At 73.2% G+C, this 24,483-nt stretch carries 22 protein-coding genes; 5 read left to right on the top strand and 17 right to left on the bottom strand.

What is annotated here, in order from left to right; all coding sequences use genetic code 11:
• Positions 1 to 15: 15 nt before the first annotated feature.
• The 6 genes from ABD223_RS16435 to ABD223_RS16410 form a co-directional block, all read right to left on the bottom strand.
• Positions 16 to 2,910, bottom strand: coding sequence for an AfsR/SARP family transcriptional regulator (locus tag ABD223_RS16435; RefSeq protein WP_344037111.1), 2,895 nt, complete (start codon positions 2,908 to 2,910; stop codon positions 16 to 18).
• 91 nt (positions 2,911 to 3,001) lie between these two features.
• Positions 3,002 to 4,129 carry an FAD-dependent monooxygenase gene (locus ABD223_RS16430; RefSeq protein WP_344037110.1) on the bottom strand — a complete coding sequence of 376 codons (1,128 nt, stop codon included), beginning with the start codon at positions 4,127 to 4,129 and terminating at the stop codon, positions 3,002 to 3,004.
• Positions 4,126 to 4,647, bottom strand: coding sequence for a TetR/AcrR family transcriptional regulator (locus ABD223_RS16425; protein ID WP_344037109.1), 522 nt, complete (start codon positions 4,645 to 4,647; stop codon positions 4,126 to 4,128). The genes ABD223_RS16430 and ABD223_RS16425 overlap by 4 nt, the downstream gene beginning before the upstream one ends.
• A complete protein-coding gene (locus ABD223_RS16420; protein WP_344037108.1) occupies positions 4,644 to 5,207 on the bottom strand; it encodes a hypothetical protein in 564 nt (187 codons plus the stop codon). Before ABD223_RS16420 ends, ABD223_RS16425 begins: the two co-directional genes overlap by 4 nt.
• Positions 5,204 to 5,935: a MerR family transcriptional regulator gene (locus ABD223_RS16415; protein ID WP_344037107.1), complete on the bottom strand. Its 732-nt coding sequence runs from the start codon at positions 5,933 to 5,935 to the stop codon at positions 5,204 to 5,206. Before ABD223_RS16415 ends, ABD223_RS16420 begins: the two co-directional genes overlap by 4 nt.
• Positions 5,936 to 6,033: 98 nt before the next feature.
• Positions 6,034 to 7,359: a serine hydroxymethyltransferase gene (locus tag ABD223_RS16410; RefSeq protein WP_344037106.1), complete on the bottom strand. Its 1,326-nt coding sequence runs from the start codon at positions 7,357 to 7,359 to the stop codon at positions 6,034 to 6,036.
• A gap of 75 nt (positions 7,360 to 7,434) precedes the next feature.
• Between ABD223_RS16410 and ABD223_RS16405 the strand changes: the two genes are divergently transcribed.
• Positions 7,435 to 8,346, top strand: a complete 912-nt coding sequence (locus ABD223_RS16405; RefSeq protein ID WP_344037105.1) for a PucR family transcriptional regulator — start codon at positions 7,435 to 7,437, stop codon at positions 8,344 to 8,346.
• A gap of 28 nt (positions 8,347 to 8,374) precedes the next feature.
• Positions 8,375 to 8,803: a MarR family winged helix-turn-helix transcriptional regulator gene (locus ABD223_RS16400; protein ID WP_344037104.1), complete on the top strand. Its 429-nt coding sequence runs from the start codon at positions 8,375 to 8,377 to the stop codon at positions 8,801 to 8,803.
• A 43-nt stretch (positions 8,804 to 8,846) separates the two neighbouring features.
• On the opposite strand, the gene ABD223_RS16395 is transcribed toward ABD223_RS16400, so the two are convergent.
• The 5 genes from ABD223_RS16395 to ABD223_RS16375 form a co-directional block, all read right to left on the bottom strand.
• Positions 8,847 to 10,133 carry a M20/M25/M40 family metallo-hydrolase gene (locus tag ABD223_RS16395; protein ID WP_344037103.1) on the bottom strand — a complete coding sequence of 429 codons (1,287 nt, stop codon included), beginning with the start codon at positions 10,131 to 10,133 and terminating at the stop codon, positions 8,847 to 8,849.
• 183 nt (positions 10,134 to 10,316) lie between these two features.
• Entirely contained in the window at positions 10,317 to 12,602 is a 2,286-nt protein-coding gene (locus ABD223_RS16390; RefSeq protein ID WP_344037102.1) for an ATP-binding protein, read from the bottom strand.
• A 622-nt stretch (positions 12,603 to 13,224) separates the two neighbouring features.
• Positions 13,225 to 14,436: an acyl-CoA dehydrogenase family protein gene (locus tag ABD223_RS16385; RefSeq protein ID WP_344037101.1), complete on the bottom strand. Its 1,212-nt coding sequence runs from the start codon at positions 14,434 to 14,436 to the stop codon at positions 13,225 to 13,227.
• Positions 14,436 to 15,566, bottom strand: a complete 1,131-nt coding sequence (locus ABD223_RS16380) for a phosphotransferase family protein (protein WP_344037100.1) — start codon at positions 15,564 to 15,566, stop codon at positions 14,436 to 14,438. Before ABD223_RS16380 ends, ABD223_RS16385 begins: the two co-directional genes overlap by 1 nt.
• Positions 15,563 to 16,204, bottom strand: coding sequence for an HAD family hydrolase (locus ABD223_RS16375; protein WP_344037099.1), 642 nt, complete (start codon positions 16,202 to 16,204; stop codon positions 15,563 to 15,565). Before ABD223_RS16375 ends, ABD223_RS16380 begins: the two co-directional genes overlap by 4 nt.
• 320 nt (positions 16,205 to 16,524) lie before the next feature.
• Here ABD223_RS16375 and ABD223_RS16370 point away from each other — a divergent pair, with 320 nt between their 5' ends.
• Entirely contained in the window at positions 16,525 to 17,352 is an 828-nt protein-coding gene (locus ABD223_RS16370) for an NmrA family NAD(P)-binding protein (RefSeq protein ID WP_344037098.1), read from the top strand.
• Between the two features lie 98 nt (positions 17,353 to 17,450).
• On the opposite strand, the gene ABD223_RS16365 is transcribed toward ABD223_RS16370, so the two are convergent.
• Entirely contained in the window at positions 17,451 to 18,020 is a 570-nt protein-coding gene (locus tag ABD223_RS16365) for a DUF6886 family protein (protein WP_344037097.1), read from the bottom strand.
• A gap of 216 nt (positions 18,021 to 18,236) precedes the next feature.
• The gene (locus tag ABD223_RS16360; RefSeq protein ID WP_344037096.1) at positions 18,237 to 18,674 is read right to left on the bottom strand and encodes an Hsp20/alpha crystallin family protein; all 438 of its coding nucleotides are present in this window, start codon (positions 18,672 to 18,674) and stop codon (positions 18,237 to 18,239) included.
• Between the two features lie 114 nt (positions 18,675 to 18,788).
• Here ABD223_RS16360 and ABD223_RS16355 point away from each other — a divergent pair, with 114 nt between their 5' ends.
• Positions 18,789 to 19,361, top strand: a complete 573-nt coding sequence (locus tag ABD223_RS16355; RefSeq protein ID WP_344037095.1) for a hypothetical protein — start codon at positions 18,789 to 18,791, stop codon at positions 19,359 to 19,361.
• Positions 19,362 to 19,712: 351 nt separating this feature from the next.
• Here ABD223_RS16355 and ABD223_RS16350 read toward each other — a convergent pair whose 3' ends face one another.
• From ABD223_RS16350 to ABD223_RS16335, 4 genes are all read right to left on the bottom strand, one after another.
• Positions 19,713 to 21,014, bottom strand: coding sequence for a Vps62-related protein (locus tag ABD223_RS16350; RefSeq protein ID WP_344037094.1), 1,302 nt, complete (start codon positions 21,012 to 21,014; stop codon positions 19,713 to 19,715).
• Positions 21,015 to 21,415: 401 nt separating this feature from the next.
• Entirely contained in the window at positions 21,416 to 21,922 is a 507-nt protein-coding gene (locus ABD223_RS16345; RefSeq protein ID WP_344037093.1) for a hypothetical protein, read from the bottom strand.
• A complete protein-coding gene (locus ABD223_RS16340; protein WP_344037092.1) occupies positions 21,919 to 22,122 on the bottom strand; it encodes a hypothetical protein in 204 nt (67 codons plus the stop codon). Before ABD223_RS16340 ends, ABD223_RS16345 begins: the two co-directional genes overlap by 4 nt.
• Complete coding sequence (locus tag ABD223_RS16335) at positions 22,095 to 22,568, bottom strand: hypothetical protein (RefSeq protein ID WP_344037091.1); 474 nt, start codon at positions 22,566 to 22,568, stop codon at positions 22,095 to 22,097. The genes ABD223_RS16340 and ABD223_RS16335 overlap by 28 nt, the downstream gene beginning before the upstream one ends.
• 271 nt (positions 22,569 to 22,839) lie before the next feature.
• Between ABD223_RS16335 and ABD223_RS16330 the strand changes: the two genes are divergently transcribed.
• On the top strand, positions 22,840 to 24,441 hold the full coding sequence (locus tag ABD223_RS16330; protein ID WP_344037090.1) for an outer membrane protein assembly factor BamB family protein: 1,602 nt from the start codon (positions 22,840 to 22,842) through the stop codon (positions 24,439 to 24,441).
• Positions 24,442 to 24,483 lie beyond the last annotated feature (42 nt).

Raw genomic sequence — 24,483 nt, 5'->3', positions numbered from 1 at the left:
CGTTCGAGGGGAACGCTAGGGCGAAGCGGGCCCGGTGCCCTGTCGTCCCGCTTGCACCGCGCTGTCACCGGCCCGACCGCCGGTCAGCAGGTCGCGGAGTTCGTCGGCGTGCTCGTCGTGGTCCCCGGCGGGGCACCGCTCGTACGCCGCGCGCCACACCCGCACCGCCTCGTCGCGGTCGCCGGCGGCTTCCAACTCCCGGCCCAGCGAGATCCGCAGGGGCACCGCGAACCGGGTCGCCTGGGCCTCGTCGGCGACCGCGACGGCCTCGCGGTAGGTGTCGGCGGCCGCCGGGTGGTTCCCGGTGGCCGACTGGAGCTCGCCGAGCGTCATCAGCGCGACGGTCAGCCGGGCGGGCTCGCGGCCCCCGCGCAACGCCGCGATCGCCTCCCTCGCACGTTCCTGCGCCTCCTCGTGGCGGCCCAGGCCGCCGAGCGAGTGGGCGAGGTTGTTCATCGCCATGCCGGCGGACACCGGGTTGCCCAACCCCAGGTGGAGGCCGATCGCCCGTTCGAGCGCGTCGACGGCCTCCTCGAACCGGTTCACGCCGTTGTACGCCGATCCCAGGTTGAGCAGCGAGGTCGCCTGCTCGTGGCGGTCGCCCAGGCGCTCGAACACGGCCAGCGCCCGCCGGGAGGAGGCGATCTGCTCGTCGGTGTGACCGGTGTGGTTGTAGCCGGTGCCCACGCCGTTGCGGCACTTGCCCTCCAGGAACGCGTTGCCGGCCGTCGCCGCGCTCCGGCACGCGGACTCGCCGAGCGCCACGATCTCCCGGTGGTGGCCCCGGATGTAGGAGTGGTGCCAGACGAGCTGGAACAGCGCCGCCGCCTGTTCGTGCAGGCCGTGCCCGTCGACGTCCAGGACGAGTCGTGCGTTGGTGACGCGTTCCCGGTCGAACCACGCGATCGCCTCGTCGCGGTCGGCGAAGTCCGGCGCGGGGACCTCGCCCGGCTCGGCCCGCGGTACCGGCACGCGGTGCGGTTGGCTGGTCAGGTGGGCCCTGGCCCGTTCGGCGGTGCGCAGGTGGAGACGCATCAGCCTGGCCACCGCGGCCCGCGTGTCGCTCCGGCGCGCGGCGTGGTCCCGCGCGTACTGGCGGAGCAGGTCGTGCAGCTCGTACCGGCCGGGCGCCCGCTGCCGCACGAGGCTCGCCTCGACCAGTCGCCCCAGGGCCGCGGTCGTCGTGGCGGGCGGCAGGCCGGCCAGCGCCGCCGCGGCGGGCCTGCCGATGTCGTCGCCGGGGTGCAGGCCGAGGACGTCGAACAGGCCGGCGGCCTCGCGGTCGAGCGCGTCGTAGGACCAGTCGAAGACCGACCTCAGGTCGGTGTCGGTGTCGTCCTGCGCGGAGACCGACAACGCGGTCAGCCGGTCGCGCTGGTCGGCCAGCTCGTCGCGCAGGGACGCCAGCGACCACTCCGGGTGCCGGGCGGCCTGGTCGGCGGCCAGCCGCAGCGCCAGCGGCAGTCGCGCGCACAGCTCGGTGATCGCCGTGACGGCGTCCGGTTCACGTTCGGCCCGCTCGACGCCGACCGCGTCGGCGACCAGGTCCAGCGCCTCGGCCGGGGTGAGCAGGTCGAGGGTGATGTGCCGGGCTCCTTCCCGCGCGGACAGGCCGCGCAGCTTGCGCCTGCTGGTCACGATGACCAGCGATCCGCTGCCGGGCAGCAGCGGCCGGACCTGTGCGCTGTCGCGCGCGTTGTCCAGCACGACCAGCACCCGGCGGGCGGCCAGCTCGCTGCGCCACCGCGCGGCGCGTTCGTCGACGTCGCGGGGCAGCCGGTCCGCGGCCGGGTGGAGCGAGCGCAGCAGCGCCTCCAACGCGTCCAGCGGCGACACGGGGGAACCCGGGCCGTAGCCGCGCAGGTCGAGGTGGAACTGGCCGTCCGGGAAGTGGTGCTTCACCCGGTGGGCCCAGTGCACGGCCAGCGTCGTCTTGCCCACCCCCGGTGAGCCGTCGATCGCCGAGATCACGATCGGCCGCCCGGTGGCCGCCGGGTCGAGCACGGGCCCGATCAGCCGGTCCAGGGCGTCGGTCTCGCGCTCCCTGCCGACGAACCCGCGGATGTCGGTGGGCAGCTGACGCGGCACCGGGGCCGCCCCGGGCGGGTGTTCGGGTCCGGACGGTCGGGCGGGTCCGAGTGGACGTGCGGGTTCGGTCGGGCCGGTGAGCGCGGCGTCGTCGGCCAGGATCGCCTGGTGGAGTTCCGCCACGGCCCGCCCCACGTCGAGCCCCAGCTCCTCGCGCACGGCGCTGGACACCGCCCGGAACGCCTCCAGCGCCTCGGCGCGCCGCCCGGTGCGGTGCAGCGCGAGCATCAGCCGGGTCCACAGCGACTCCCGCAACGGGTGCGCGGCCGTGAGACCGCGCAGCTCGGCGATGACCTGGGCGTCGCGCCCCCGCGCCAGGGCGAGGTCGAGCGCGCGTTCCCGAGCGGTGAACCACAGCTCGGCGACCTGGGCGCCGACCTCCGCGCGCAACGCGGGCGACGGCACGTCCTCCAGCGGGGCGCCCCGCCAGAGCCGCGCGGCGGAGCGCAGCAGCGCCGACTCGCGCTCCTCGTCGCCGTCCTCGGCGGCCCGCGCGGCGAGCCCGACCAGCTCCCGCAGCCGCAGCAGGTCGAGGTGCTCGGGCCCGGCCCGCAGCAGGTAGCCGCCCTCGGTGGTCTCGATCAGCCGCGTGCCGAGCCGCCGCCGCAGCCGGCTGATCAGCGTCTGGACCCCGTTGCGGACGTCCTGCGGCGACTCGCGCGGCCACGCGTGGTGCAGCAGCTTCCACACCGGGACCACGTCGTTGGCCGAGAACGCCAACGAGGCGAGCACGACCCGCTGCCGACCGCGCACCTCCACCGGCCCGGCCCCGGTCTCGACCTCGAAGGGCCCCAGCACCCTGATCCGAACCTGTTCCGCCACGCCCCGAACCCCCTCGGCGGCCTCCCCGACCGCACCCCCGAGCGTGCCACGACCGGCGGACGGGCGGGTGCCGGTCGCGGATCCCGGCCGGTCAGGCGAGGGTGACCGGTTTGCCCACCAGGCTCGTGGTGACCAGCCGGTCCACCCCGGGCAGGTGCGACAGCCGCATCGCGACCCGCCGGGCGCGCAGCCGCAGCGGCGAGGCGGGCAGGAACCATTGCGCGCCCGACCGGGCGACCCGCTGCCGGTCCTCCACCACGGGACGCCAGGCGCGCTCGTAGGCGGCGGGGTCGTCGAGGTGCGCGGCCAGCACCCACGCGCCGCCGATGCCCAGTGACGCGCCCTGGCCGGCCAGCAGCGACACCGCGCCGCAGGCGTCGCCCGCGAGCACCACCCGCCCGGACGACCACCGCGGCAGCTCCACCTGGGCGACCTGGTCGTAGTAGAGCTCCGCCGGGCAGCGCGCCAGCGCCCGGGGCACCACCCAGCCCAGCGAGCCGTAGGTCTCCAGCACCGCGGCGCGGGGGTCCTCGGGCAGTTCCGGCGAGGACGTGCGGTGCACGGTGAACGCGGCCACCCGCCCGTCGCGCAGCCCGTAGAACCCGACCTGGCGGCCGACGGTGTCGGTGAGGCAGAACCGGTCGCGCACCAGCTCGTGCACGTGCGGGTCGTCGAACACGAACGCGGCGGTGTGGAAGCCGAGGTGGCGCAGGTGGCCCTCGCCGAACACCAGCCGCCGCACCGCCGAGTGCACGCCGTCCGCGCCGACGAGCAGGTCGCCGGTGGCGGTCGTGCCGTCGGCCAGGCGCGCGGTCACCCGGTCGGCGTCCTGCTCGACGCCGACGACGCGGGCGCCGAACCGCAGCCCGACCGCTGCCGGCAGGTCCTCGCGGAACGCGCGTTCGAGGTCGGGGCGCATGATGCTCAGCAGCCGCCCGTCCACGGCGCGGGCGACCCGGTCGAAGCGCATCCCGGCGACCCGGCGGCCCCGGTCGTCGAGGTAGGCGGCCTCGACCACCCGGTAGCCCAGCTCGCGCAGCCGGGGCAGCAGTCCCATGCGCTCGGCGGCGTCGTAGCCCGGCCCGAAGAAGTCGATCATGTACCCGGCGGTGCGGGGCGCGGGCGCCTGTTCCAGGACCACGACGTCGTGGCCGAGGGCGCCCAGCCGGTGGGCCAGGGCCAGGCCGGCGATGCCGGCGCCGCTGATCAGGACCCTCATCGCAGCGTCCTCCCCAGCACCGACGCGACCGTGTCGAGGGGCGGGTCGGGGGACAGGGCGCGGTGCAGCAGCACGCCGTCCAGGGCCGCGGCGAGCACGGCCGCGGTGCTCTCGGGCGTGGGCACGCCGCGGCGTGCCAGCCAGGCGGCCAGCTCGGCGCGGAACTCGACCAGCACCTCCCGCACGGCCTCGCGCAGCACGTCGTCGCGGGTGGCGGCGAGGATGGTCTCGATGAACAGCTCCTGGCCGCTGTGCCCGTCCAGCGCGCCCAGCAGCGCGGCCAGCGCCTCGTCGGGCGTGGCCGAGTCCTCCAGCAGGCGGGGCAGCTCGGCCAGGGCGGCGCGCAGCGCACCCACCGAGGCCTCCACCAGCACCGCCCGCAGCGAGTCGAAGTGGTAGTGCACCACCCCGGACCCGACCCCGGCGCGGTCGGCCAGCACCCGCGTGCTGACCGCGCCCCACCCCTTCTCCGCGATGAGTTCCGTAGCCGCGTGCAGCAGCCGTTGTCGCACCGTCATCGGACGATCGTACTGGACGATCGTCCAAACCGGGTGCGGGCCGCTCCGATCGCGGTCACGGCGGTGTCCGGGTCCTCGGCGCGGAAGCTGATCCTGGTCACCAGGCCGTCCGGTCGGCGCACCCGGAGCGGCCGGGACAGTTCGAGGTGCACGTCGGTCTGGTTGCCGACCGACAGGACCAGTTCACCGTCGTCGACGTGACGGGGTTTGCCGGTGTGGGAACGCCAGTGGGCCCGCACCGAGGTGATCGCGTCGAGCGGGACGCGCACGGCGAACCGGCCGCCGTCGCGCAGCAGCAGGGCGTCGTGGCCGACGACGTGCGGGTGGACCACGAGCCCCGCCGCCGCGGAGAGCACGCTCACCAGCGCCACCGCGTCCAGCACGTGCAGCCAGGGCCACCGGACCAGGAGGCCGACCGCGACCGCCTCGACGACCACCACACCGGCGAGCACGAGCGACGTGCGGACCTGGCCGCGGGCGTAGTCCAGGGCGACGTCGCCGGGGCCGACGCCGACGCGCCGCCGGCACAGCCACCACCACAGGCCCTTCAGTCCCGTCACGCCGTGCCCGCCCGTCGCAGCACCCGCCGCACCACCTCGGCCTGCGCCGGGCCGAGGGTGTCGAGCACGGCGGCGGCGAACGGGCCGCCCGCGTCGCCGCCGGCCAGCAACTCGGCGGGCAGCGCGGCGGAGAGGTCGGCGGCCAACGCCTCCACCCGCGGGTCGTCGACCTCGGCGTCGGCCAGCGCGGTGAGGCGTTCGCCCAGCTCCTGGTCCCGCCGCGCGGCGGCGGGGTCGGCGGCGCGGTCCCGCAGCGCGGCCACGACCCGGTCGCGGTCGGCGCGGGTCGCGGTGGTGTCCATCAGCGCCAGCAGCTCGCGCTCCCGATCGGCCAGCGGTGTGGGAGGCCGGTCGGCCAGGTCGTCGAGCAGGGCCAGCAGCTCGGGCGCGACGGCGTCGTCGGCGTGCGGCCCGGTCCGCTCGATCAGCCCGGCCAGGCGGGCCCGCCGCTCCCTCAGCCGGGTCTCCTGCGCGGCCAGGTCGCCGTCGAGCTCGACGAGGATCTCGTGCAGGTCGCGGCCGTTGCCGAGGGCGTCGCGCACCTCGTCCAGCGACAGGCCCAGCTCGGTGAGCCTGCGGATGCGGGCCAGCACGACGACGTCGCGCAGCCCGTACTCGCGGTAGCCGTTGGCTTGGCGCGCGGGTTCGTCCAGCAGTCCGCGCTGGTGGTAGTGCCGCACCGCCCTGGTCGACACGCCCACCAGGGCGGCGAGTTCTCCGATTCGCACGCGACCAGTAGAAACCCCGACGTCGCGACAAGGTCAAGTCCTCGACGCGGGCGCTGGTGGCCGCGACGGGTCCGTTCGCCGCGGCCACCAGCCGGTCCTCAGCCGCCGGCGGTGCGCGCGTTGACCTCCCGGCGCAGGGCGATCGCGTCGGCGCGCACCCGCTCGGGCGACTCCCGGGCGATCAGGGCGCGCCGCACCAGGTCGGCGATCGCGGGCTGGTCGTCGGGGGTGAACCCGCGGCGGGTGATCTCCTGGGTGCCGATGCGCAGGCCGCGCAGCCCCTCGTCGATGCGCTGCCAGGGCAGGCTGATGCCGGACAGGTAGACGCCCGCCTCGCCGAGCAGCGCGGCGGCCGCGTCGCCGCCGCCCAGCGGCAGGGCGTCCACGGCCAGGTGGTGGGAGCGGGTGAACACGCCGTCGTGGCGGGCCACGTCGATGTCGCGCTCGAACAGCGCCGCGCCCAGCGCCTGCGCGTTGGCCACGCACGCCCGCGCGTACCCGGCGCCGTGCTCGGCCAGTTCGGCGGCGGTGACGGCGAGCGCGCCGAGGCGGCCGGCGTCGTAGTTGGCCAGCATCCCGGGGTAGACGACGGTGGAGACCCGTTCGGCCAGGTCGGGGTCGCGGGTGGCGACGCAGCCGCCGGAAGGGCCGCCGAAGGACTTGTAGGTGGAGAAGGTCATCAGGTGCGCGCCCTCGTGCAGGGGGCGTTGGAACACCCCGCCCGCGACCAGGCCGGCCACGTGGGAGGCGTCGTAGACCAGGATCGCGCCGACCTCGTCGCAGGCGGCCCGCACCGCGGCCACGTCGTGCGGGAACAGCATCAGGCTCGCGCCGATCACCACGATCCGGGGCCGGTGCACGCGCAGGAACCCGGGCAGCCTGTCGTAGTCGATGTCCAGCTCGTCGGGCAGGTAGGGCAGGTCGACCACGGTCAGGCCGCGGATCGCGGGCACGCCCTGGGCGTGGTGGCTGGCGTGGCCGCCCGCGAACTCGGGCAGCACGGCGATCTTGTCGCCGGCGCGGGCGAAGGCGGTGTAGACGGCGAGGTTGGCCAGGGTGGCGCTGGGCAGCCGCACCTCGGCGAAGTCGGCCTCCACCAGGGAGGCGACCAGCATCGGGGCGAGCACCTCCAGGGTGTCCAGGTGGTCCAGGCCGACCTGGTACTTCTCGCCGGGCCAGCCCATGCTGGGCCGGCTGGACACCGGGACCGAGCCCGCGGCCGCGGCGGCGGGGCTGAGCACGTTGGTGCCCGCGTAGAGCACGATGCCGTCGTCGTCGAACTGGGTGGCGTGGGCGTCGAGGGCCTTGCGGACGGTGTCGGCGACACCGTCCGCGCTCAGGTCGGCGGCGACGGCCGCTTCGACCTCGGCGAGCCTGCGCCGCGCCCGCGGTGAGGCCCAAGGTGCGATCCTGCTGTTCGTCACGGTGCGGAACGCTAGGGCGTCCGCCGCGGTCGGGGCGACCGTCGGGCGGAGGGAGTTGTTCCTACAGTTGTCGGAATGCAGGAGCTGCTCGACGAGCTGTCCCGTGAACTGGGGCGCGGCGTGTCGGTGGACGACGTGGCCGGGCGGGTGGTCGCGCACAGCGCGCAGACCGACGAGGTGGACCCCGCGCGGGTGCGGGCGATCCTGACCCGGCGGGTGCCCGCGGACGTGGCGGCGTGGCAGGAGCTGCACGGCGTGACCACCGCGACCGGCCCGGTGCGGGTGCCGGCCAACCCGGAGCTGGGGTTCCACGAGCGCGTGGGCTACCCGCTGCGGCACCAGGGCGTACTGGTGGGCTACCTGTGGGTGCTGGGCGGGCCGGCGGGGGCGGACGTGACCGGGGTGGACCTGACCGAGGTGGACCTGTCGGGGCGGCTGCCCGCGCTGGCCGCGCAGGTGCCCGCCGGGGAGCGGGGGCCGGTGCGGGTGGTGGTGGCGCTGGAGCCGCGCGCGGTGCGCACGGTGCCGGTCGGCGAGCCGCTGCCGGAGCTGCCGGGGCACGTCGGGGTCAGCGACCCGCACCCGCCCGACCGCGCGGGCGAGGCCTACCGGCAGGCGTTGGCGGCGGCGGAGCTGGCGCGGCTGGACCCGGCGCTGCCCGACCGGGTGGGGTTCGCCGACCTGGGCGCCTACCGGCTGCTGCTGGGCGCCGCGCCGGAGGAGGTGCTGGCCGGGTTGTCGGAGGTGCAGCTGCGGACGCTGGAGACCTACCTGGACGCCGGGTGCGACGCCCGCGCGACCGCGGAACGGCTGCACCTGCACCGCACCAGCCTGTACTACCGGCTGGGCCGCATCGCGGAGCTGACCGGCCGCGACCTGGCCGACGGGCGGGTGCGGCTGGAGCTGCACCTGGCGCTGAAGATGGCCCGGCTGGCGCGCCGCACGTGGGTGCCGAACACGCCCCGGCCGACCGACGCCCCACGATAGGGTGACCGCTCCGACGTCGAGGAGTGACGTGCCTGACGACCTGGGTCTGCTGCTGTTCCTGCCGCACCGCGAGCTGGAGAACCGGGTCTTCGCCGCGCTGGCCGAGGCCGGGTTCGACGACGTGACGCCCGCGCAGGCGCGCGTGTTCCGGCGCATCGGCCGCGACGGCTCGCGACTGGCCGAGCTGGCGGAGGCCGCGCAGGTGGCCAGGCCGACCGCGGGGTTCCTGGTCGACCAGCTGGAGCGGGCGGGCTACGTGGAGCGCACGTCCGACCCGACGGACGCGCGGGCCCGGTTGATCCGGGTGACGGAGCGGGGGCTGGCGGCGTGCTCGGTGGGGTTGGCGGCGACCGCGGAGGTGGAGCGGGAGTGGACCGCGCACCTGGGCGCGCGGCGGATGGCCGCGCTGCGCGACGCGCTGGGCAGGCTGGGCGAGATCACCGCGCCCTGCCCGTAGTAGTCCCGGGTCCCGGCCCCCTGCTCCCGGTCGCCGCCGGTGTTCAGGACGACATGAAGCGGTCGAGCACGCGCGCGCCGAAGCGCAGGCCCTCCACCGGCACGCGCTCGTCCACGCCGTGGGTCATGGCCCGGTAGTCGAAGCCCTCGGGCAGGAACAGCGGCGCGAAGCCGTAGCAGTCGATGCCCAGCTTGCTGAAGGCCTTGGCGTCGGTGCCGCCGCCCATGCAGTAGGGCACGACCACGGCCTCGGGGTCCTCCGCGCGCAGCGCCGCGGCCATGGCGTCGAACGCGGGGGAGTCCACGGGCGCCTGCACGGGCGGCTGGTGGTTGAGGAACTCGCGCCGCACGTCGGGGCCCAGCACGGCGTCGACGGAGGCCAGCAGTTCGTCCGCGGTGCCGGGCAGGGTGCGCACGTCGACCTCGGCGGTGGCGCTGCCCGGCACGACGTTGACCTTGTACCCGGCCTGGAGCACGGTGGGCGTGGTGCTGTTGCGCACGGTGTTCTCCACCAGCTTCGCGGCGGGGCCGAACCGGGCGATGGTGGCGTCCACGTCGTCCCAGTCGACCGGCACGTCCAGGGTGGCGGCGACCTGCTCGATGAACGCCCGCACCGGCGGGGTGAGCCGCACGGGGTGCTCCAGCGCGGCGATGCGGCCCAGCGCGCCGATCAGCTTGACCACGGCGTTGTCGTCGTTGCGGCGCGAGCCGTGCCCGGCGCGCCCGGTGGCGGTCAGCCGCAGGTGGGCGGTGCCGCGCTCGGCGGTGCCGATGGGGTAGACGCGGTGCGGGCCGACGCGGTGGGAGAAGCCGCCGGACTCGCTGATGGCGGTGGCGCAGCCGGCGAAGAAGTCGGCGTGGCGCTCGACCAGCCAGTGCGCGCCGTACCCGCCGGTGTCCTCCTCGTCGGCGACGAAGGCCAGCACGACGTCGCGGCGCGGGCGGCGGCCCTCGCGGGACCAGGCGCCCAGCACGGACAGCACCATGGCGACCATGTCCTTCATGTCCACCGCGCCGCGGCCCCACAGGTAGCCGTCGCGCTCGACGCCCGCGAAGGGCGGCACGCTCCACTCGCCCGCGTCGGCGGGCACCACGTCCAGGTGGGCCTGCACCAGCAGCGCGGGCAGGTCGGGGTCGGCGCCAGGCACGCGGGCGAGCACGTTGGCGCGCCGCGGCGCGGGTTCGAGCAGGGTGGCGGGCACGCCGACGGTCTCCAGGTGACCGGCGACGAACTCCGCGGCCTCCCGCTCACCGGCGGACTCGCCACGACCGTAGTTGGTGGTGTCGAACCGCAGCAGGGCGGCGCACAGGTCGACGACGTCCTCAGCCACGGACCACCCCCGCCGCGGTGGTGGTCCCGGCGCGCCTCACCCCGTCTTCCGTGATCAAGATCCTTCGCATTTCCTCAACGTACCCCGGAGCGGTCGTCCGTTCACGTGGTCGTGCGCACAGTCGTTGCCCGTTCACGATAGGTCGGGCGCTCGCCGTTCCGACCCGCGACGCGGGGAGCGGTATCAACTGTCAGCGCCAGCGCGGCTGATGCCGTCGAGATGGTCGATTTGGCTCTGGACACGTTGAGCATCGCTGTCACGGCCCTGCTGCCGGTACAGCTCCAACACCTCCTGCCACACCGTGCGGACCTGGTCGTGATGACCGAGGGCGGCGTGGGCATGACCCACGCGGTCGAGGATCTCCACGAGCATGTAGGCGTCGCCGAGGCCGCGCAACAGGGTGACCGCCTGGTGATAGTGGTCGAGGGCCTGGCGGTGGTCGCCGATGCGGTGGGCGATCAGCCCGAGGCTGTCCAAGGTGGCTGCTTCACCCTCGGGGAAGCCATGTCGGCGGTGCAGGACGAGGGCTTCGAGGCAGTGATCCCGGGCGGCGTCGTAGTCACCCAGGTGAACGAAGTGCCAGCCGACCGCGTTGAGCGCCACGGCTTTCCGCACCGGCTGGTCGAGGTCGCAGTAAAGGTCCAGGGCACGGCGGGCGTGTTCCAAGGCCTGCTGGTGGTTCCCCTGTCGCTCCCAGGCCTGCGCCAGCGCGTAGTGGGTGTTGGCGCTCTGGAGGGAGTCGTGGTGGTGCTCGGCGTGAGCGAGGGCCTGACGCAGGTGCCCGGCTGCCTGCTCATACCACCCCAGTTCGGCGTAGGCGCGCCCGAGGCGTCGGTGGGCGAGGATGCCGGCGGCAGGGTCGGGCAGATGGGCGGCGGCGTGCACAGCAGCCTGCCACACGGCCAGGTCGTCGTGGCGATGTCCCCGCCGGATGTGGAAGGTGTCCAGAGCCCAGGCCAGGTGCAAGACGACCTGGTGACGACCGTGTGTGGCGGCGGCCTGCTGGGCTGCCAGCAAATGGGAGTGCCAGGTGTCCAGCCAGGCCAGCGCCGCTGCGGGGTCGGGTAACGGGTGGGGACGAGCACCGGGGACGGGCGGGTCGAGCCGGATTGGCTCGGCGTGGGGGTTCAGGAGCTGGTCTGCGGCGTGAGCGGTGTGCAGGTAGAAGTCGACTGCCCTGGCCAACGCCGCCTCTCGCACAGGCTTTGACAGGTTGTCGCGAGCTGTGGTGGTGGCGTAGGCGCGGACCAGGTCGTGCATGGTGTGCCGCCCGCCTGGGCGCCGTTCGAGCAGCGACGCCTCCTCCAGCGCGGACAGGGCCCTGCGAGCGCGGGCCGGGGGCAGGGCGGTGAGGGCGGCGGCGGCGAGCAGGGTGGTGTCGGTACCGGGGGCGATCCCGAGCAGGGCGAACACGGTGCGCTGCTGTTCGGTGAGGTGTCGCAGGGACCACGAGAGCACGGCCGGCAGGCTGGCGGCGGGGTCGGTGTCGTGGTCGAGCATCTCCAGCCCGAGTTCGCGCACTTCGGCGGCGACTTCGGCCAGCGGGGTGTGGATGCGGGTGTCGACGGTTCGGGCGATGATCGACAACGCGAGTGGGTGACCCCCGCACAACCCGACCAACTCGTCTACAGCCTCGGGTGCGGCGGCGGTCCGGTCGGCCCCCAGGCGGTCCGCCAACAGGACACGGGCCTCGTCACCGGTGAGGATGCCCAGGGGAAGGTGGCGGGCGCCGTGCCGGTCGATGAGGGAAGCAAGCCGAACGCGGCCGGTGACCAGCACCGTGCAGGTCGGCGAGCCGGGCAGCAGGGGCACGACCTGCTCGCTGGCGGCGGCGTTGTCCAACACGATCAGCATCCGCCGCCCGGCCACCAGGCTGCGGTACAGCGCTGCCTGCGCGTCGAGGTCGGTCGGGATGCGATCGGGATCGACCTCCAGTGCGTCGAGAAACCCGCGGACCGCCACCGCCGGCTCCATCGGCTCACCCACAGGGCTGAACCCCCGCAGGTCGACGAACAACTGCCCGTCGGGAAACCGGTCCAGGTGCCGGTGCGCCCACGCCAATGCCAACCACGTCTTGCCTATCCCGCCCACCCCACCGATCGCCGAGACCAGCACCGTCGTCCCGGCGCCTGCCAAGCCGGCGGGCGGATCAGCGGTGGCCGGTCCCGCTTCGTCGATGTCCGACCCGCGCCACCCGGCGGTCAGGGCGCGGTCCAGCCGGGCCAATTCGCCCGCTCGCCCGGCGAGCAGGCCCGGCGCGGCGGGCAGTTGCCGCGGCACCACCGGTGCGGGCGACGGGCGCGCGGTGTGCAGGTGCACCCCGCCGTGCACCGCACCGGTTTGCAGCGCCACGCTTGCGATGCCCGACATGGTGTTGCGGACATCGGCAGGGCCGTTGTCACCCGTGTCGGGCATCGGGTCGCTTGACACGGGGTCATCGGGCTGCCGCAGTCCGGGCGTCACCACCACCGACCACCCCACTTGGTCGTCGACCTTGGCACCAGCGTGGCATCGCGCCACCGCTGCGCCGACTGGCAGCGGCGGAATTCACCCGACCGTGCCCGTCCTTTCCGCACAACGACGGTTCCACTGGCCAGGGTGCCGACCCATCGGGCCTCCGAGCCCCTGACAGCCGGACGTGCGCGGCCCGCCGCATCTCCGCCTATTCCTGGTCGTGCTCGCCCAAGTCGCGGTGAACGCCGGCGAGGTGACGCTGGGTGCAACCCACATGGACCTCGCCCACCACCACCCGGTCCAGTTGTTCGGGCTTGCACCATCCCAACAGCAGTGCGGTCAGTTCCCGAGCCCCGACGCCGCGGCCGGGGCGGCCTGCTCGGCGGTGGTTCGGGAGTGCGCGGCCGCCGAATCAGGAAAGGCGGGTGAGTCGACCGACGCACCTCGTGGGCCGATTCGCCGGCAGCAGGGACAGGCGCTCAGCCGCGTCCACCGCATGGCAGGTACCAGTCCGGCAAACGGGTCAGGGGCGCGTGTTGCTCCGGCACGGGCTCGTCGCGCGTGGCCATCGACAGCCCACCGCAATGCCGGGTGATGACCGCCGACCCGTGGTCCGGCGATCATCACCCGGACGTGGTCACAGGTAGCGCTTGAGCTCCCGCTTGGCCAGCGACATGCGGTGCACCTCGTCGGGCCCGTCGGCCAGGCGCAGCGTGCGCGCCGAGGCCCACAGCTCGGCCAGCGGGAAGTCCTGGCTGACCCCGCCCGCGCCGTGCGCCTGGATGGCCTTGTCCAGCACCCACTCGGCCATCAGCGGGGTGGCGATCTTGATGGCCTGGATCTCGGTGTGCGCGCCCTTGTTGCCGACGGTGTCCATCAGCCACGCGGTCTTGAGCACCAGCAGCCGGGCCTGTTCGATGCGCACCCGGGACTCGGCGATCCACTCCTGGACCACGCCCTGGCGGGCGATGGGCCCGCCGAAGGCGACGCGGCCGACCGCGCGGCGGCACATCAGCTCCAGGGCGCGCTCGGCGATGCCGATCAGCCTCATGCAGTGGTGGATGCGGCCGGGGCCCAGGCGGGCCTGGGCGATCGCGAAGCCCTCGCCCTCGCCGGCGATGAGGTTGCCGGCGGGCACGCGGACGTCGTCGAACACGATCTCGGCGTGGCCGCCGTGGGAGGCGTCGGTGTAGCCGAACACGTGCATGCCGCGCTCGACGCGCACGCCCGGGGTGTCGCGCGGGACCAGGATCATGGCCTGCTGGCGGTGCCGCTCGGCGTCGGGGTCGGTCTTGCCCATCACGATGAAGATCGCGCAGTCGGGGTTCATCGCGCCGGAGGACCACCACTTGCGGCCGTTGACCACGTAGGAGTCGCCGTCGCGCTCGATGCGGGTGGCGATGTTGGTGGCGTCGGAGGAGGCGACCTCGGGCTCGGTCATGCAGAACGCCGAGCGGATCTCGCCGTCCAGCAGCGGCCGGAGCCACCGCCGCTTCTGCTCCTCGGTGCCGAACATCGCCAGCACCTCCATGTTCCCGGTGTCCGGTGCGGCGCAGTTGAGCGCCTCCGGGGCCAGGTGCGGGCTGCGGCCGGTGATCTCGGCCAGCGGCGCGTACTGGAGGTTGGTCAGCCCGGCGCCGTGCTCGTCGTCGGGCAGGAACAGGTTCCACAGGCCCTGGCGGCGGGCCTCGGCCTTGAGCTCGGCCAGGACCGCGGGCCGCGCCCACGGGTCGGCGGCCTCGGCCAACTGCCGCTGGGCGACGGGTTCGGCCGGGTAGACGTGCTCGTCCATGAACCGCAGCAGCCGTTCGCGCAGCTGTTCGGTCGTGGTGTCGTAGGCGAAGTCCATCAGCGCTCCCCTGCGCTCGCGGCGAGTCCCTGCCGGACCAGCGGCAGGGTGAGTCGGCCGATCTGGTCGAAGCCCGCTCCCACGGTCTTGCCGCGGGTGAAGCGGAAGTGGATGCCTTCGAGGATGACGGCGAGCTTGAAGTAGCCGAACGCGGTGTACCAGGCCAGGCCGTCGACGTCGGCGCCGCTGCGCTCGGCGTAGCGGGCCACCATCTCCTCGGCGCTCGCGAAACCGGGCAGCGTGGGCACGGTGCCGGTGATCGGGTCGTCCTCGACGCCCACGCCGTTCCAGTACACGCACAGCAGGCCGAGGTCGGCCAGCGGGTCGCCCAGGGTGGCCATCTCCCAGTCCAGGACGGCGCTGATGTCCAGCGGGTCGGTGGTGACCAGGACGTTGTCCAGTCGGTAGTCGCCGTGCACGATCGTGGTGCGCCGGGTGACCGGGACGGTGGCGGCCAGGTGGTCGCGCAGCTCGTCGATGCCGGGCAGCTCGCGGCTGCGGGAGGACTCCAGCTGCTTGCCCCAGCGGGACACCTGGCGGTGCAGGAACCCCTCGGGGCGGCCGAAGTCGGACAGGCCCACCTCGTGCGGGTCGACCGCGTGCAGGTCGGCCAGCACGTCGACCAGCCGGTCGGACAGGGTCTCGGCGAGGTCGGGGGTGAGCCAGGGGCACTGGTCGCGGTGCCGCAGCGCCACGCCCGGCACCTCCTGCATCAGGTAGAACGGCGCGCCGAGGACCTCGGTGTCGGTGCACAGCAGCTCGGCGCGCGGCACGGGCACGGCGGTGTCGGCGAGGGCGGAGATGACCCGGTGCTCACGGGCCATGTCGTGGGCGGTGGCCAGCACGTGCCCGAGCGGCGGGCGGCGCAGCACCCAGCGGTGCTCGCCGTCGGTGACGCGGTAGGTCAGGTTGGAGCGGCCGCCGGGGATCAGCTCGCCGGTCAGCGGGCCGGTGCCCAGGCGGTCGGCGAGCCGGTCGAGGTCCAGGCCGGGCAGCGCGGCCGTGCCGCGGGAGTCGACCGCGCCGGGGTCGGGGGTGCCCGGTTCGCCGGTACCGAGTTCGGTGATGCCGGGTTTGGCGGTGCCGTGGGAGTCGGTGGTGCTGGGTTCGGTGGCGTGCGGTTCGGTCATGCTCGGGCTCCCCTGAGCCGGTCGATCACCGCGCGCGTGGAGTCGGCGTCGGTGTGGCGGTGGGCGTGCAGGCCGACGGCGCGGGCGCCTTCGACGTTGACCTGCGCGTCGTCGAAGAACACGCACCGGTCGGCGGGCAGGCCGATCAGGTCGAGGGTGTGCTCGAAGATGCGCGGGTCGGGCTTGCGCAGCCCGACGCGGCCACTGATCACGATGGTGTCGAACAGCTCCAGCAGCAGGTCCTGCGGGTAGCCCTCGCCCCAGCTGTTGGACAGCAGCACGGTGGTCAGGCCGTCGGCGCGCAGCTCCCGCACGAGGTCGACCATCTTGGGGTCGGGGTTCGCGCTGCCGAACATGCGGCGCAGCAGGCCCTTCGCGGCGACCTCGCGCCCGTCGAGGGTGACCAGCTCGGCGGCCAGCAGCCCTTCGAACTCGGCGACGGACAGCTCGCCGGTCTCCAGCCTGAACACCGGGTTGCCCGGGGCGGCGTCGCGCCCCATCCAGCCGCGCATGGTCACGCCGTAGCGGTCCCGGTCGATGTTGTCGGCGGTCAGCCACTCGTCGATGAAGTCGGGCACGGAGACCGTGAGCACCCCGCCCCAGTCCAGCACCACCGCGTCGATGCGCCGTTCGTCCACGTCGCGAGGGTACCGACCGGTCGGTATGTCAGCAAGGGGCCGTGGCCGGAACCCGGTCGCCCTTTCCTCGTCGAACCGCCACTCCCTCCTCGCCGCGAACAGGACCATTCCACGTCGCGAACTTCCCGACAATCCCTGCACGGTTGGCATCACCGCAGGTCAGGCTGTCGTGATTGATTTCTGTCGCCAGCGCGCGCAGAAACGTGAACGCGGTGTTCGCGTTTGACAACCCGACATTTCTTCCGACACCCTCCTCCCAGTCGATCCGATTCGTTCTCCAAGCCTCTCACCAGGGCTTGTTCGTCATGCCCGGAGGAATGATGCCGATCCTGGTCACCGGTGCGACCGGCACCGTGGGTGGTTGCGTGGTCCGCAGGTTGCTCGCCGCCGGTCACGCGGTGCGCGCCCTCACGAGGAATCCGTCCGCCGCCCGGCTGCCGGCCGGGGTCGAGGTGGTGGCAGGCGACTTCGCCGACCCGGCGTCGCTGGTCCCGGCGTTGCGCGGGGTGGAGCGGGTGCACCTGGTGGCCATGGACGGTGACGGTCCGGCGATCGTCGACGTCCTGGTCGAGGCGGGCGTGCGCCGCCTGACGCACCTGGGGCACGACGACCCGAGCCGCCCCGACGACGACCCGCTGGAGTCCTGGCACCGCGTGCTGCGCAAGGCGATCGAGTCCTCGGTGCCGGAATGGACGCACCTGTTCCCGGGCGAGTTCATGGCCAACACCCGGGAGTGGGCGCCGTCGATCCGCGCGGAGGGCGTGGTGCGGGCCCCGTTCGGCGACTGGCGGAGCACGCTGGTGCACGAGGACGACATCGCCGCCATCGCCGTGGAGGCGCTGCTGACCGACGACCACGTCGGCCGCACCTACCAGCCCACGGGCCCGGAGCCGGTGGGGCGGCGTGACGCGGTGCGGATGATCGGCGAGGCGATCGGGCGCGAGCTGCGCTTCGACGAGTTGACCCCCGAGCAGGCCCGCGAGCAGTGGCAGGACGTCTACCCGCCCGAGATCGTGGAGTGGTTCCTGGAGATGGGCCGCTACCCCGAGGGCAACAGCTGGGTGTCACCGGACGTGGAAGAGGCCCTGGGACGTCCCGGTCTGACCTTCGACCGGTGGGCCCGCGACCACGTCGCCGACTTCACCTGACCCCTGACCCCTTGGCCCTGCGCCACCTCTGCGCGATCACCTCCACTCACGACCTGTTCCCAACCGATCACCTCCGTCTCTGACGTGTCCCCAACCGATCACCCCTGTTCCTGAACCGCGTTCTCCAGGACGGCTCTTTCCAGGACGGCGTTCTCCTGGACGGCATTGCGCAACCGGATGCCGCTGAACCCGAGCGTGCTGGCCGCGACCCGCCGCCACGACGGCCACAGGTTGGCCACCACCCGCAACTCGATGCCGGCCTCCTCGTGCAGGGCCAGCAGGTCCCCGACCGGTTCGGGAGCCCCGAGCGGCTCGACGGCCTCGGTGGCCACGTGCGCGTGAGGCGGGTCCCCGAACGGTCGGAACGGTGCGGCGTCGAACCGGTAGGCGTACAACCGCACCGCCTGAACCCGCCTCAACCACCCGTACTCGACGGCGTGCACGCGCGACGCACCCAGCCAAGCCCGATCCTCGGCGTCGGTGGTCGGCTCCACCCAGGCCAGGACCCGAGGGCACTGGCGCGGGAACCAGTAGTCGGGCGCCCTCGTGCGGTCGACCGCCCAGACGTAGGCGTCGGGCTGCCGTGCGGTGGCGGCCACGTGCGGCCGGAAGCGTGTGATGGTCGGGTCTTCCGAGAAGTGCAGCACTTCCCCCGGCGCCGGTCGCATGGTCGGCGATCCTGGCGGAGAACCCGGCGGGGTGTGAACCGGGTTTTCCGCCGTCGACCGATCGACCAAGCCATCACCGAGCCCGTCACAAGCCCTCGCGTCGGCCGCCGAGCCCGTCACGCCGGCCACACCCCTGTCACGCCGGCCACACCAGCTGGCTCCGCGAGCCCGTCGCGCCGGTCGCCGACGTGCCGCGTCAGTCCACCACCTGCCGGATCAGGCGTTGATCTGCTTGGGCTCGTTGTCGGTGTTGCCGATGGCGATCTTGCGCGGCTTGGCCTTCTCCGCGATCGGGATGCGCAGGGTCAGCACCCCGGACTGGTAGTCGGCCTTGATGTGGTTGACGTCGAGGGTGTCGCCGAGGAACAGCTGGCGCGAGAACACGCCCAGCGGCCGCTCGGAGACCTGCATCTCGATCCCTTCGCCCGTCCGGCTCGGGCGCCGCTCGGCCTTCACGGTGAGGACGTTGCGCTCCACGTCCAGGTCGATCGCGTCGACGGTGACACCGGGCAGGTCGAACTCCACCACGAACTCGTCCCCGGCGCGGTAGGCGTCCATCGGCATGGGCGTCGGCCGCGACCAGGTGCCCGGTCCGGTGAAGAACTGCTGCGCCAGCCGGTCCAGTTCCCGGAAGGGGTCGGTGCGCATCAACATCGGGGAACACCTCCTGATCGAGTAGTCGTCTGCTGCGGTCAATGCGCTGCGCCACCATTTCTACCACGTCGTCAAGACGTTGACAACCCATCATGTCGTCGGTATGTTGACTTCATGGCGATCAACGATTACGAGTCCGTCCGGGCTGCCGCCACCGGCGAGGACCTCAGTGCGGGTCAGGTGCTGTCCGCGCTGGTCCTGCTGCGGCGGCTGCGCGAGGAGCTGTCCGGGTGGGAGCCCCAGCTGATCGCCACGGCACGGGAGTTGGGCGCCAGCTGGGCCGAGTTGGCGCCCGCGCTCGGGGTGGCCAGTCGGCAGGCCGCCGAACGCCGGTACCTGAGGTTGCGCCCCTCGGAGCTGGGTTCGACCGCCGAGGGCAGGGTGCGTGCGGAGCGGGACAAGCGCGCGGGCGACCGCGCGGTGTCCGTGTGGGCGCGTGACAACGCCGCGTCGCTGCGCAGCCTGGCCGGTCAGGTGGGCCGGGTGGACGTGGTGGTCCGCAACGCGTTGGCGGAGGACGACGCCGTCGCGCTGATCGGCCCGCTGGTGGACGCCCTGTCCAAGGTTCGAACGGTCAACCCCGAGTTGGCCGACGAGATCCAGTCGCTGAGCGACCGGGCGGAGGAGGTGCGACGCGACACCCAGGAACTGAGGAACAACAAGGGCCTGCGTGACGGCTCCGCGTGATGCCCATGCGCTTGGCACCTCCGTGCTTGATACCTGAGCGCTCGGTCCCACGTGAGTTCAGCGCGACTGAAGTTTGATCATGACGAATCCACGGCTTTTCGGCATGTGCCGCTCAGGATCACCTCGGGTTCCCGGGTGTGGTCCGGTCTGAGCCGGAGACGTTGGAGCTGTGGCCGGGTGGAGGCTGTTCGGCGGGCGAAGGTGGGGACCGTCGTCGTGTCCGGAGCTGGTTGACGGCGTTCGGGGGGAGTTGGCGGGACTGGTGGCGGGTCCGGGGCTACTTGGCTGGAGACGTGGTCCCGAAGGACCGTCCGCACCCCGGATTCCCCGGGGTGCGGACGGTCCGCGAGGTCAATCGGTGACGGTGTGGCTGATGTCGGTGCCCGCGGGGTACTGCTGGTTGACGTAGTTGGAGGTCTCGAAGATCAGGCTGGTCTCGCCGACCTGGCTGCCGTCGGCGCGGAAGCTGCGGATCTCGTGGGTTTCCGACCACAGGGCGCCGGAGGTGTGTGGCGGTGTGACCAGGGAGTGGGTCTTGGTCTCGGAGCGCAGGACGGTGACGCTGCGACGGCGTTCGTAGCCCAGCTCGACCGTGGTGCTGACGCTCGCGCCCAGTCCCAGTCCCTTGACCTCGATGCCGGCGCTGGCGGAGACGGTGACGCCGGTCTTCTTGGTGAACGCCTCCTCGTCGGTGCCGGACACGCCCGTGGTGATGGCCCTACTGTCGGTGTGGGGTTCGCTGCTGCCGTTGTAGCGGTGGAGCTGGCTGGTGTAGAAGCGTCGGCGTTCCAGTGTGTAGAACGGCGAGTGCTCCAGTTGCCACGCCGGGGCGCGGTGGGGGTCGCGGACCACGGTGCACGGGATGACCACGACGCGGTCGATCACCGGCTGGGTCGTCTCCGGCGGGGCGTCGTGCGAGGTCAGGGTCGGCCGCTGCGGGCCGTGGGACTTCACCACCGAAGCGGGCAGGTCCAGCACCCAGGTCGTGTCCTCCGGGCTGGGCGGGCTGTGGTGGCCGTAGGCGGTGAAACCGCCGGTGGGCAGCAGCAGCCGCTCGATGCTGTCCTCGGGGTAGCCCGGTGCCAGGATCGGGTACAGCGACACGTCGCGGTCCGCGCCGGTCCCCTTGTCCGACCACAGCAGCGGACCGAGCGTGCCGCGCCGGACGTACTCGTGTCCGTTGTAGGTCTTGCGGATGCAGGTGATCTCGGTCAGCGGCGGTTTGCCGTGGCCCTGCCACATCACGTCGCCCAGCGCGACGTAGCCGGCCGGGGGGACCGGCCGCCACACCGAGCCGTCCTTGTCCGCCCCGGAGCCCGCGTCGGTCCAGATCAGCCGGTAGTCGGTCGGGTGCGCGAACATCCGGGCGGCGGCGTCGACCTCCCGGACCATCACGGTGCCGTGGTTGCCGCTGATGTCGTTGTGGTTGCTGCCGTTGCCCAGGTGCGCCAACCGCCGCCATCCCGTCCCCGGCGCGACCGGGCTGAAGAACGAGCCGTGGTAGTCCCCGCCCGACCCCCGGTCGTCCCAGGTTCGCGTGTAGCGGGAAACGACGCACACCTCCAGCGGTCCGAAGCGCTTCACGACCAGCGCACGCTCCGCAACGTCCGGTGTGCCGTCGGCGGCGGTGCTGTCCGCGAGATCCTGCGACATTACGAAACCCTCCATGTGGTTACTCAACGCATCCGATTCGGCACTAAACGCAATCAATGCTGATGTGGGGGCACATCACCCGTTGGTGAAGACCCGATCCGTGGGTGGAAGCGATCTTCGCCGTGGGTCACCGCGACCGACGGGCATTGGCGTGACGGAACGGCGGGACGGCCCGGTGAGACACCCCTGAGCGCTACCGCCTGAAGACGGACCTCACTCACGACCCACCGGCGGGTGTCCCCACGGTGCCGGGGCAGACGCGCGGGCCGGGCGAGGCCGACAAGGCCACGTCCGACGGCCGGGTGCTCCAACGCCGGTTCGACACAGGCGGTGTTCCGGGTGACGACCGCGTTCACCACTGTCCTGCACTTCGGGCCGGCTGCACGACTCCCGGGCCGCGTTCAGCGGTCGGGGTTGTCGATGGCGCGTTGGAGGATGTTGAGCGCGGTGTCTGCGTAGGCCGTCGCGGTGGTGGGGTGCAGGTCGAACATGGTGGCCAGGTGCAGTGGGTCGCCGCCGGTGGCCAGGGCTTCGGTGAGGATGCGGTCGCCGCGGATGTGTTCGAGGTGGACGCCGCGCAGCAGCAGGTGTTTCTTGAGGTAGAAGTGGCTGACCGGGTTCTGGTCGAGCGCGGTGTGCGCGGAGACGAGCAGGTGCGGGTTGGTGGTGCGTGGCCAGGTCGCGCGGCGGTGGGCCAGCCAGTCGAGCAGGGCCTCGCGGACGAAGTCGCCCAGGGCGTGGCGGTGGCCGGCGATGGTGATGCGGTGGGCGGCGAGGTCGATGTGGTCGAGGCGGATCTCGCGGGTGGTCTTGGCGCGGGCGGCGTGGACTGCGGCCAGGGCGACGACCAGCCGTTGGGCCGGGGTGACGGCGGTCTGCTGGACGGCGGTGATCTCGTCGTCGGTCATGGGCAGGACTTGGCGGTCGGGGTCGCGGCCGACGCGGACGTCGCTGGCGAAGCCGGGCGGCAGTTCGGCGCCGGCCCGCCACCGCCGGGCCGGGGTGTGACCGCCCAGGTCTGGCCGACCGCGCGGACCTGCTCCTCGGTGGGCGCGGCGGCGGCCTGGCGCTCGGGGATCATCAGGTCGCCGACCTGGCAGTCCAGCACCGTGCAGAGCACAAGGTGCCCAGCTCCCAGTGCACGTCGTCCAGGTTGAGCATCCGCAGCTCGTTGATGCGCAGGCCGACGTCGGCGGCCAGCCGCGCCACGGTGTAGTTGCGGGCGGCCGGGGCGAACTTGCGGGTGGCCGACAGCTCCTGGCGCCACCCGGCGAACAGCTGCTCGATCTCGGCCTCGGTGGGCGGGATGCGCAGCTGCGGCTCCACCGAGCGGCTCGGCCGGTTCGCCTCGTCCAGCGGGCACTCCACCGGCCGCCCGCTCAGGTTGTAGACCTCGGCGCGGTGGCGCAACTCCAGGAAGTCGAAGTACAGCGTCAGCGCACCGGCTCGGCCCGTGCGCGTCGACGCCGCCACCGTGCGCAGCTCCCGGCCGAAGTAGGCGTCGGCGTCGGTGGGCCGCATCTCCCACAACGGCCGGCCGAACCACTCCCGCATCGCCTCCAGGTGGCCGGCGTCGTTGCGGATCGTGCTGTCGGCCAGGCCCGACGACGCCCGCGCCGGCGCGAACTCCGCCGGTCGGTGCGGCTGTCGGTGAGAAGGCCGGCGGTGGCCGGGGCTAGTCGTTCACGAGTGCGGGCGGATCAACCGATCGGCTGGGTCGGGGGTCAACCTTCTCCCGAGGGCATTCGGTCCGTTCTCCTGTCGTGAGTCCTTCGTCCCGCTGCCACGGTGGAGTTGTTTTCCACCAACGGCAGGGGGAGATGGGATGACGATACGGAAACGGGTCGTCGCGTTGGTCGGGGTCGCCTCGTCGGTCGTGTTGCTGGGCGCGGGTGCGACTTCGGCTTCGCCGCACCGGTCGGGTGACTGGGCGACGTGGTCCAGGGATGCGGCCGGGTCGCGGTACGCGGCGGGCGAGTGGCGGATCACCCCGCACAACGTGCGGGGCTTGAAGCTGAAGTGGGCGTTCGCCTTCCCGCGGTCGGCGGCGCCGGTGCGCAGCCAGCCCGCCGTGGTCGACGGGACCACGTTCTTCGGCGGGCCGGACGGGAAGTTCTACGCCCGGGACGCGCGGACCGGGGCGGAGCGGTGGACGACGGACCTGTCCGGTGTCGCGCCGGGTGCGCGGCCGGCCATCGTGTGGGACAGCCCGTCGGTGTCCGGTGGGCGGGTCTACTTCGGTGACCTGCGGGGTTATGTCTACTCGCTGGATCAGGGCACCGGTCGGGTGGTGTGGGCCCAGCAGGTCGACGCGCACCCGGCGGCGACGGTGACCAGTTCGCCGATCGTGCACGACGGGAAGGTCTACGTCGGCACGTCCAGCGGGGAGAACGCGGCCAACGGGTCGGACGGTTCGGACGACCCGAACTACCCGTGCTGCACCTTCCGCGGGCACGTCGACGCGCTCGACGCGCGCACCGGTGAGCTGGTGTGGCGGCACTACACGGTGCCCGAGCCGCGGGCGGTGGGCACGTGGCCCAGCGGGGCGACGCGTTATGAGCCGTCCGGGGTAGGGGTGTGGAGTTCGCCGGTGGTGGACCCGCGCACCGGTACGGTCTACGTGGGCACGGGGCAGAACTACACCGGCAGCGCGGGCGATTTCGACACGATGCTGGCGCTGGACCACCGGACGGGTGCGGTGAAGTGGCGCAACCAGGTCACCAAGGCCGACACGTGGCGGGGGTTGTGCAACAGCCCCGATCCGCAGGGGTTCTGCCCGGGGTTGGAGGACGGCTCGGCGCTGGACTACGACATCGGGGCCACGCCGAACCTGTTCACCGCGGGTGGGCGCAAGCTGGTCGGCGTCGGGCAGAAGCTGGGCGTCTACCACGCGTTCGACGCGGTCACCGGTGAGGTGGTGTGGCGTCGTCAGCTGGGTGTGCCGTGGCCCAGCGGCGGCATCGGCGGCATCCAGTGGGGGTCCAGCTTCGACGGCCGGCGGCTCTACGTCGCGACCTACTTCGCCGACCCGGGCACGCTCTTCGCGCTCGACCCGGCCACCGGTCGGGTGTTGTGGGAGACGCCCAACCCGGCGGACGGGTGCACCACCGGCGGTGCGGCCGACCACCCAGAGGTGTGCACGTTGGGGCACGGTCCCGCGGTGACCAGCAGCCCCGGGCTGGTGTGGGAGGGCAGCAACGACGGCAAGCTGCGCGCGTACTCGGCGCGTGACGGCCGGGTGCTGTGGACCTACGACACGGTGCGCGACTTCACCGGCGTCAACGGCCTGCCCGGCCGGGGCGGCACGATCTCCGGTGGTGGCGGTGGCGCGGTGGTGTCCGACGGGATGGTGTACGTGCAGGCCGGGTACTCGCCGGAGTACCCGAACCCGGACGGCGGTGACGTGCTGCTGGCGTTCGGCCGGTGAGTGCGCGGTGAGTGCGCGGTGAGTGCGCGCGTGAGTGTTCAC

Source organism: Saccharothrix xinjiangensis, assembly GCF_039527585.1.
GTDB lineage: Bacteria > Actinomycetota > Actinomycetes > Mycobacteriales > Pseudonocardiaceae > Actinosynnema > Actinosynnema xinjiangensis.
The sequence above is the reverse complement of the archived record's forward strand: the minus strand, read 5'-3'. Positions and strand labels throughout refer to the sequence as shown.

Excerpts from the sequence above, each read along its gene's own strand:
- ABD223_RS16355 (WP_344037095.1), top strand. The coding sequence starts at position 18,789 with ATGGCGATCAACGATTACGAGTCCGTCCGGGCTGCCGCCACCGGCGAG.
- ABD223_RS16370 (WP_344037098.1), top strand. The coding sequence starts at position 16,525 with ATGCCGATCCTGGTCACCGGTGCGACCGGCACCGTGGGTGGTTGCGTG.
- ABD223_RS16405 (WP_344037105.1), top strand. The coding sequence starts at position 7,435 with ATGCAGGAGCTGCTCGACGAGCTGTCCCGTGAACTGGGGCGCGGCGTG.
- ABD223_RS16365 (WP_344037097.1), bottom strand. The coding sequence starts at position 18,020 with ATGCGACCGGCGCCGGGGGAAGTGCTGCACTTCTCGGAAGACCCGACC.
- ABD223_RS16430 (WP_344037110.1), bottom strand. The coding sequence starts at position 4,129 with ATGAGGGTCCTGATCAGCGGCGCCGGCATCGCCGGCCTGGCCCTGGCC.
- ABD223_RS16380 (WP_344037100.1), bottom strand. The coding sequence starts at position 15,566 with ATGACCGAACCGCACGCCACCGAACCCAGCACCACCGACTCCCACGGC.
- ABD223_RS16425 (WP_344037109.1), bottom strand. The coding sequence starts at position 4,647 with ATGACGGTGCGACAACGGCTGCTGCACGCGGCTACGGAACTCATCGCG.
- ABD223_RS16330 (WP_344037090.1), top strand. The coding sequence starts at position 22,840 with ATGACGATACGGAAACGGGTCGTCGCGTTGGTCGGGGTCGCCTCGTCG.
- ABD223_RS16350 (WP_344037094.1), bottom strand. The coding sequence starts at position 21,014 with ATGTCGCAGGATCTCGCGGACAGCACCGCCGCCGACGGCACACCGGAC.
- ABD223_RS16335 (WP_344037091.1), bottom strand. The coding sequence starts at position 22,568 with ATGCGGGAGTGGTTCGGCCGGCCGTTGTGGGAGATGCGGCCCACCGAC.
- ABD223_RS16345 (WP_344037093.1), bottom strand. The coding sequence starts at position 21,922 with ATGACCGACGACGAGATCACCGCCGTCCAGCAGACCGCCGTCACCCCG.
- ABD223_RS16360 (WP_344037096.1), bottom strand. The coding sequence starts at position 18,674 with ATGTTGATGCGCACCGACCCCTTCCGGGAACTGGACCGGCTGGCGCAG.
- ABD223_RS16385 (WP_344037101.1), bottom strand. The coding sequence starts at position 14,436 with ATGGACTTCGCCTACGACACCACGACCGAACAGCTGCGCGAACGGCTG.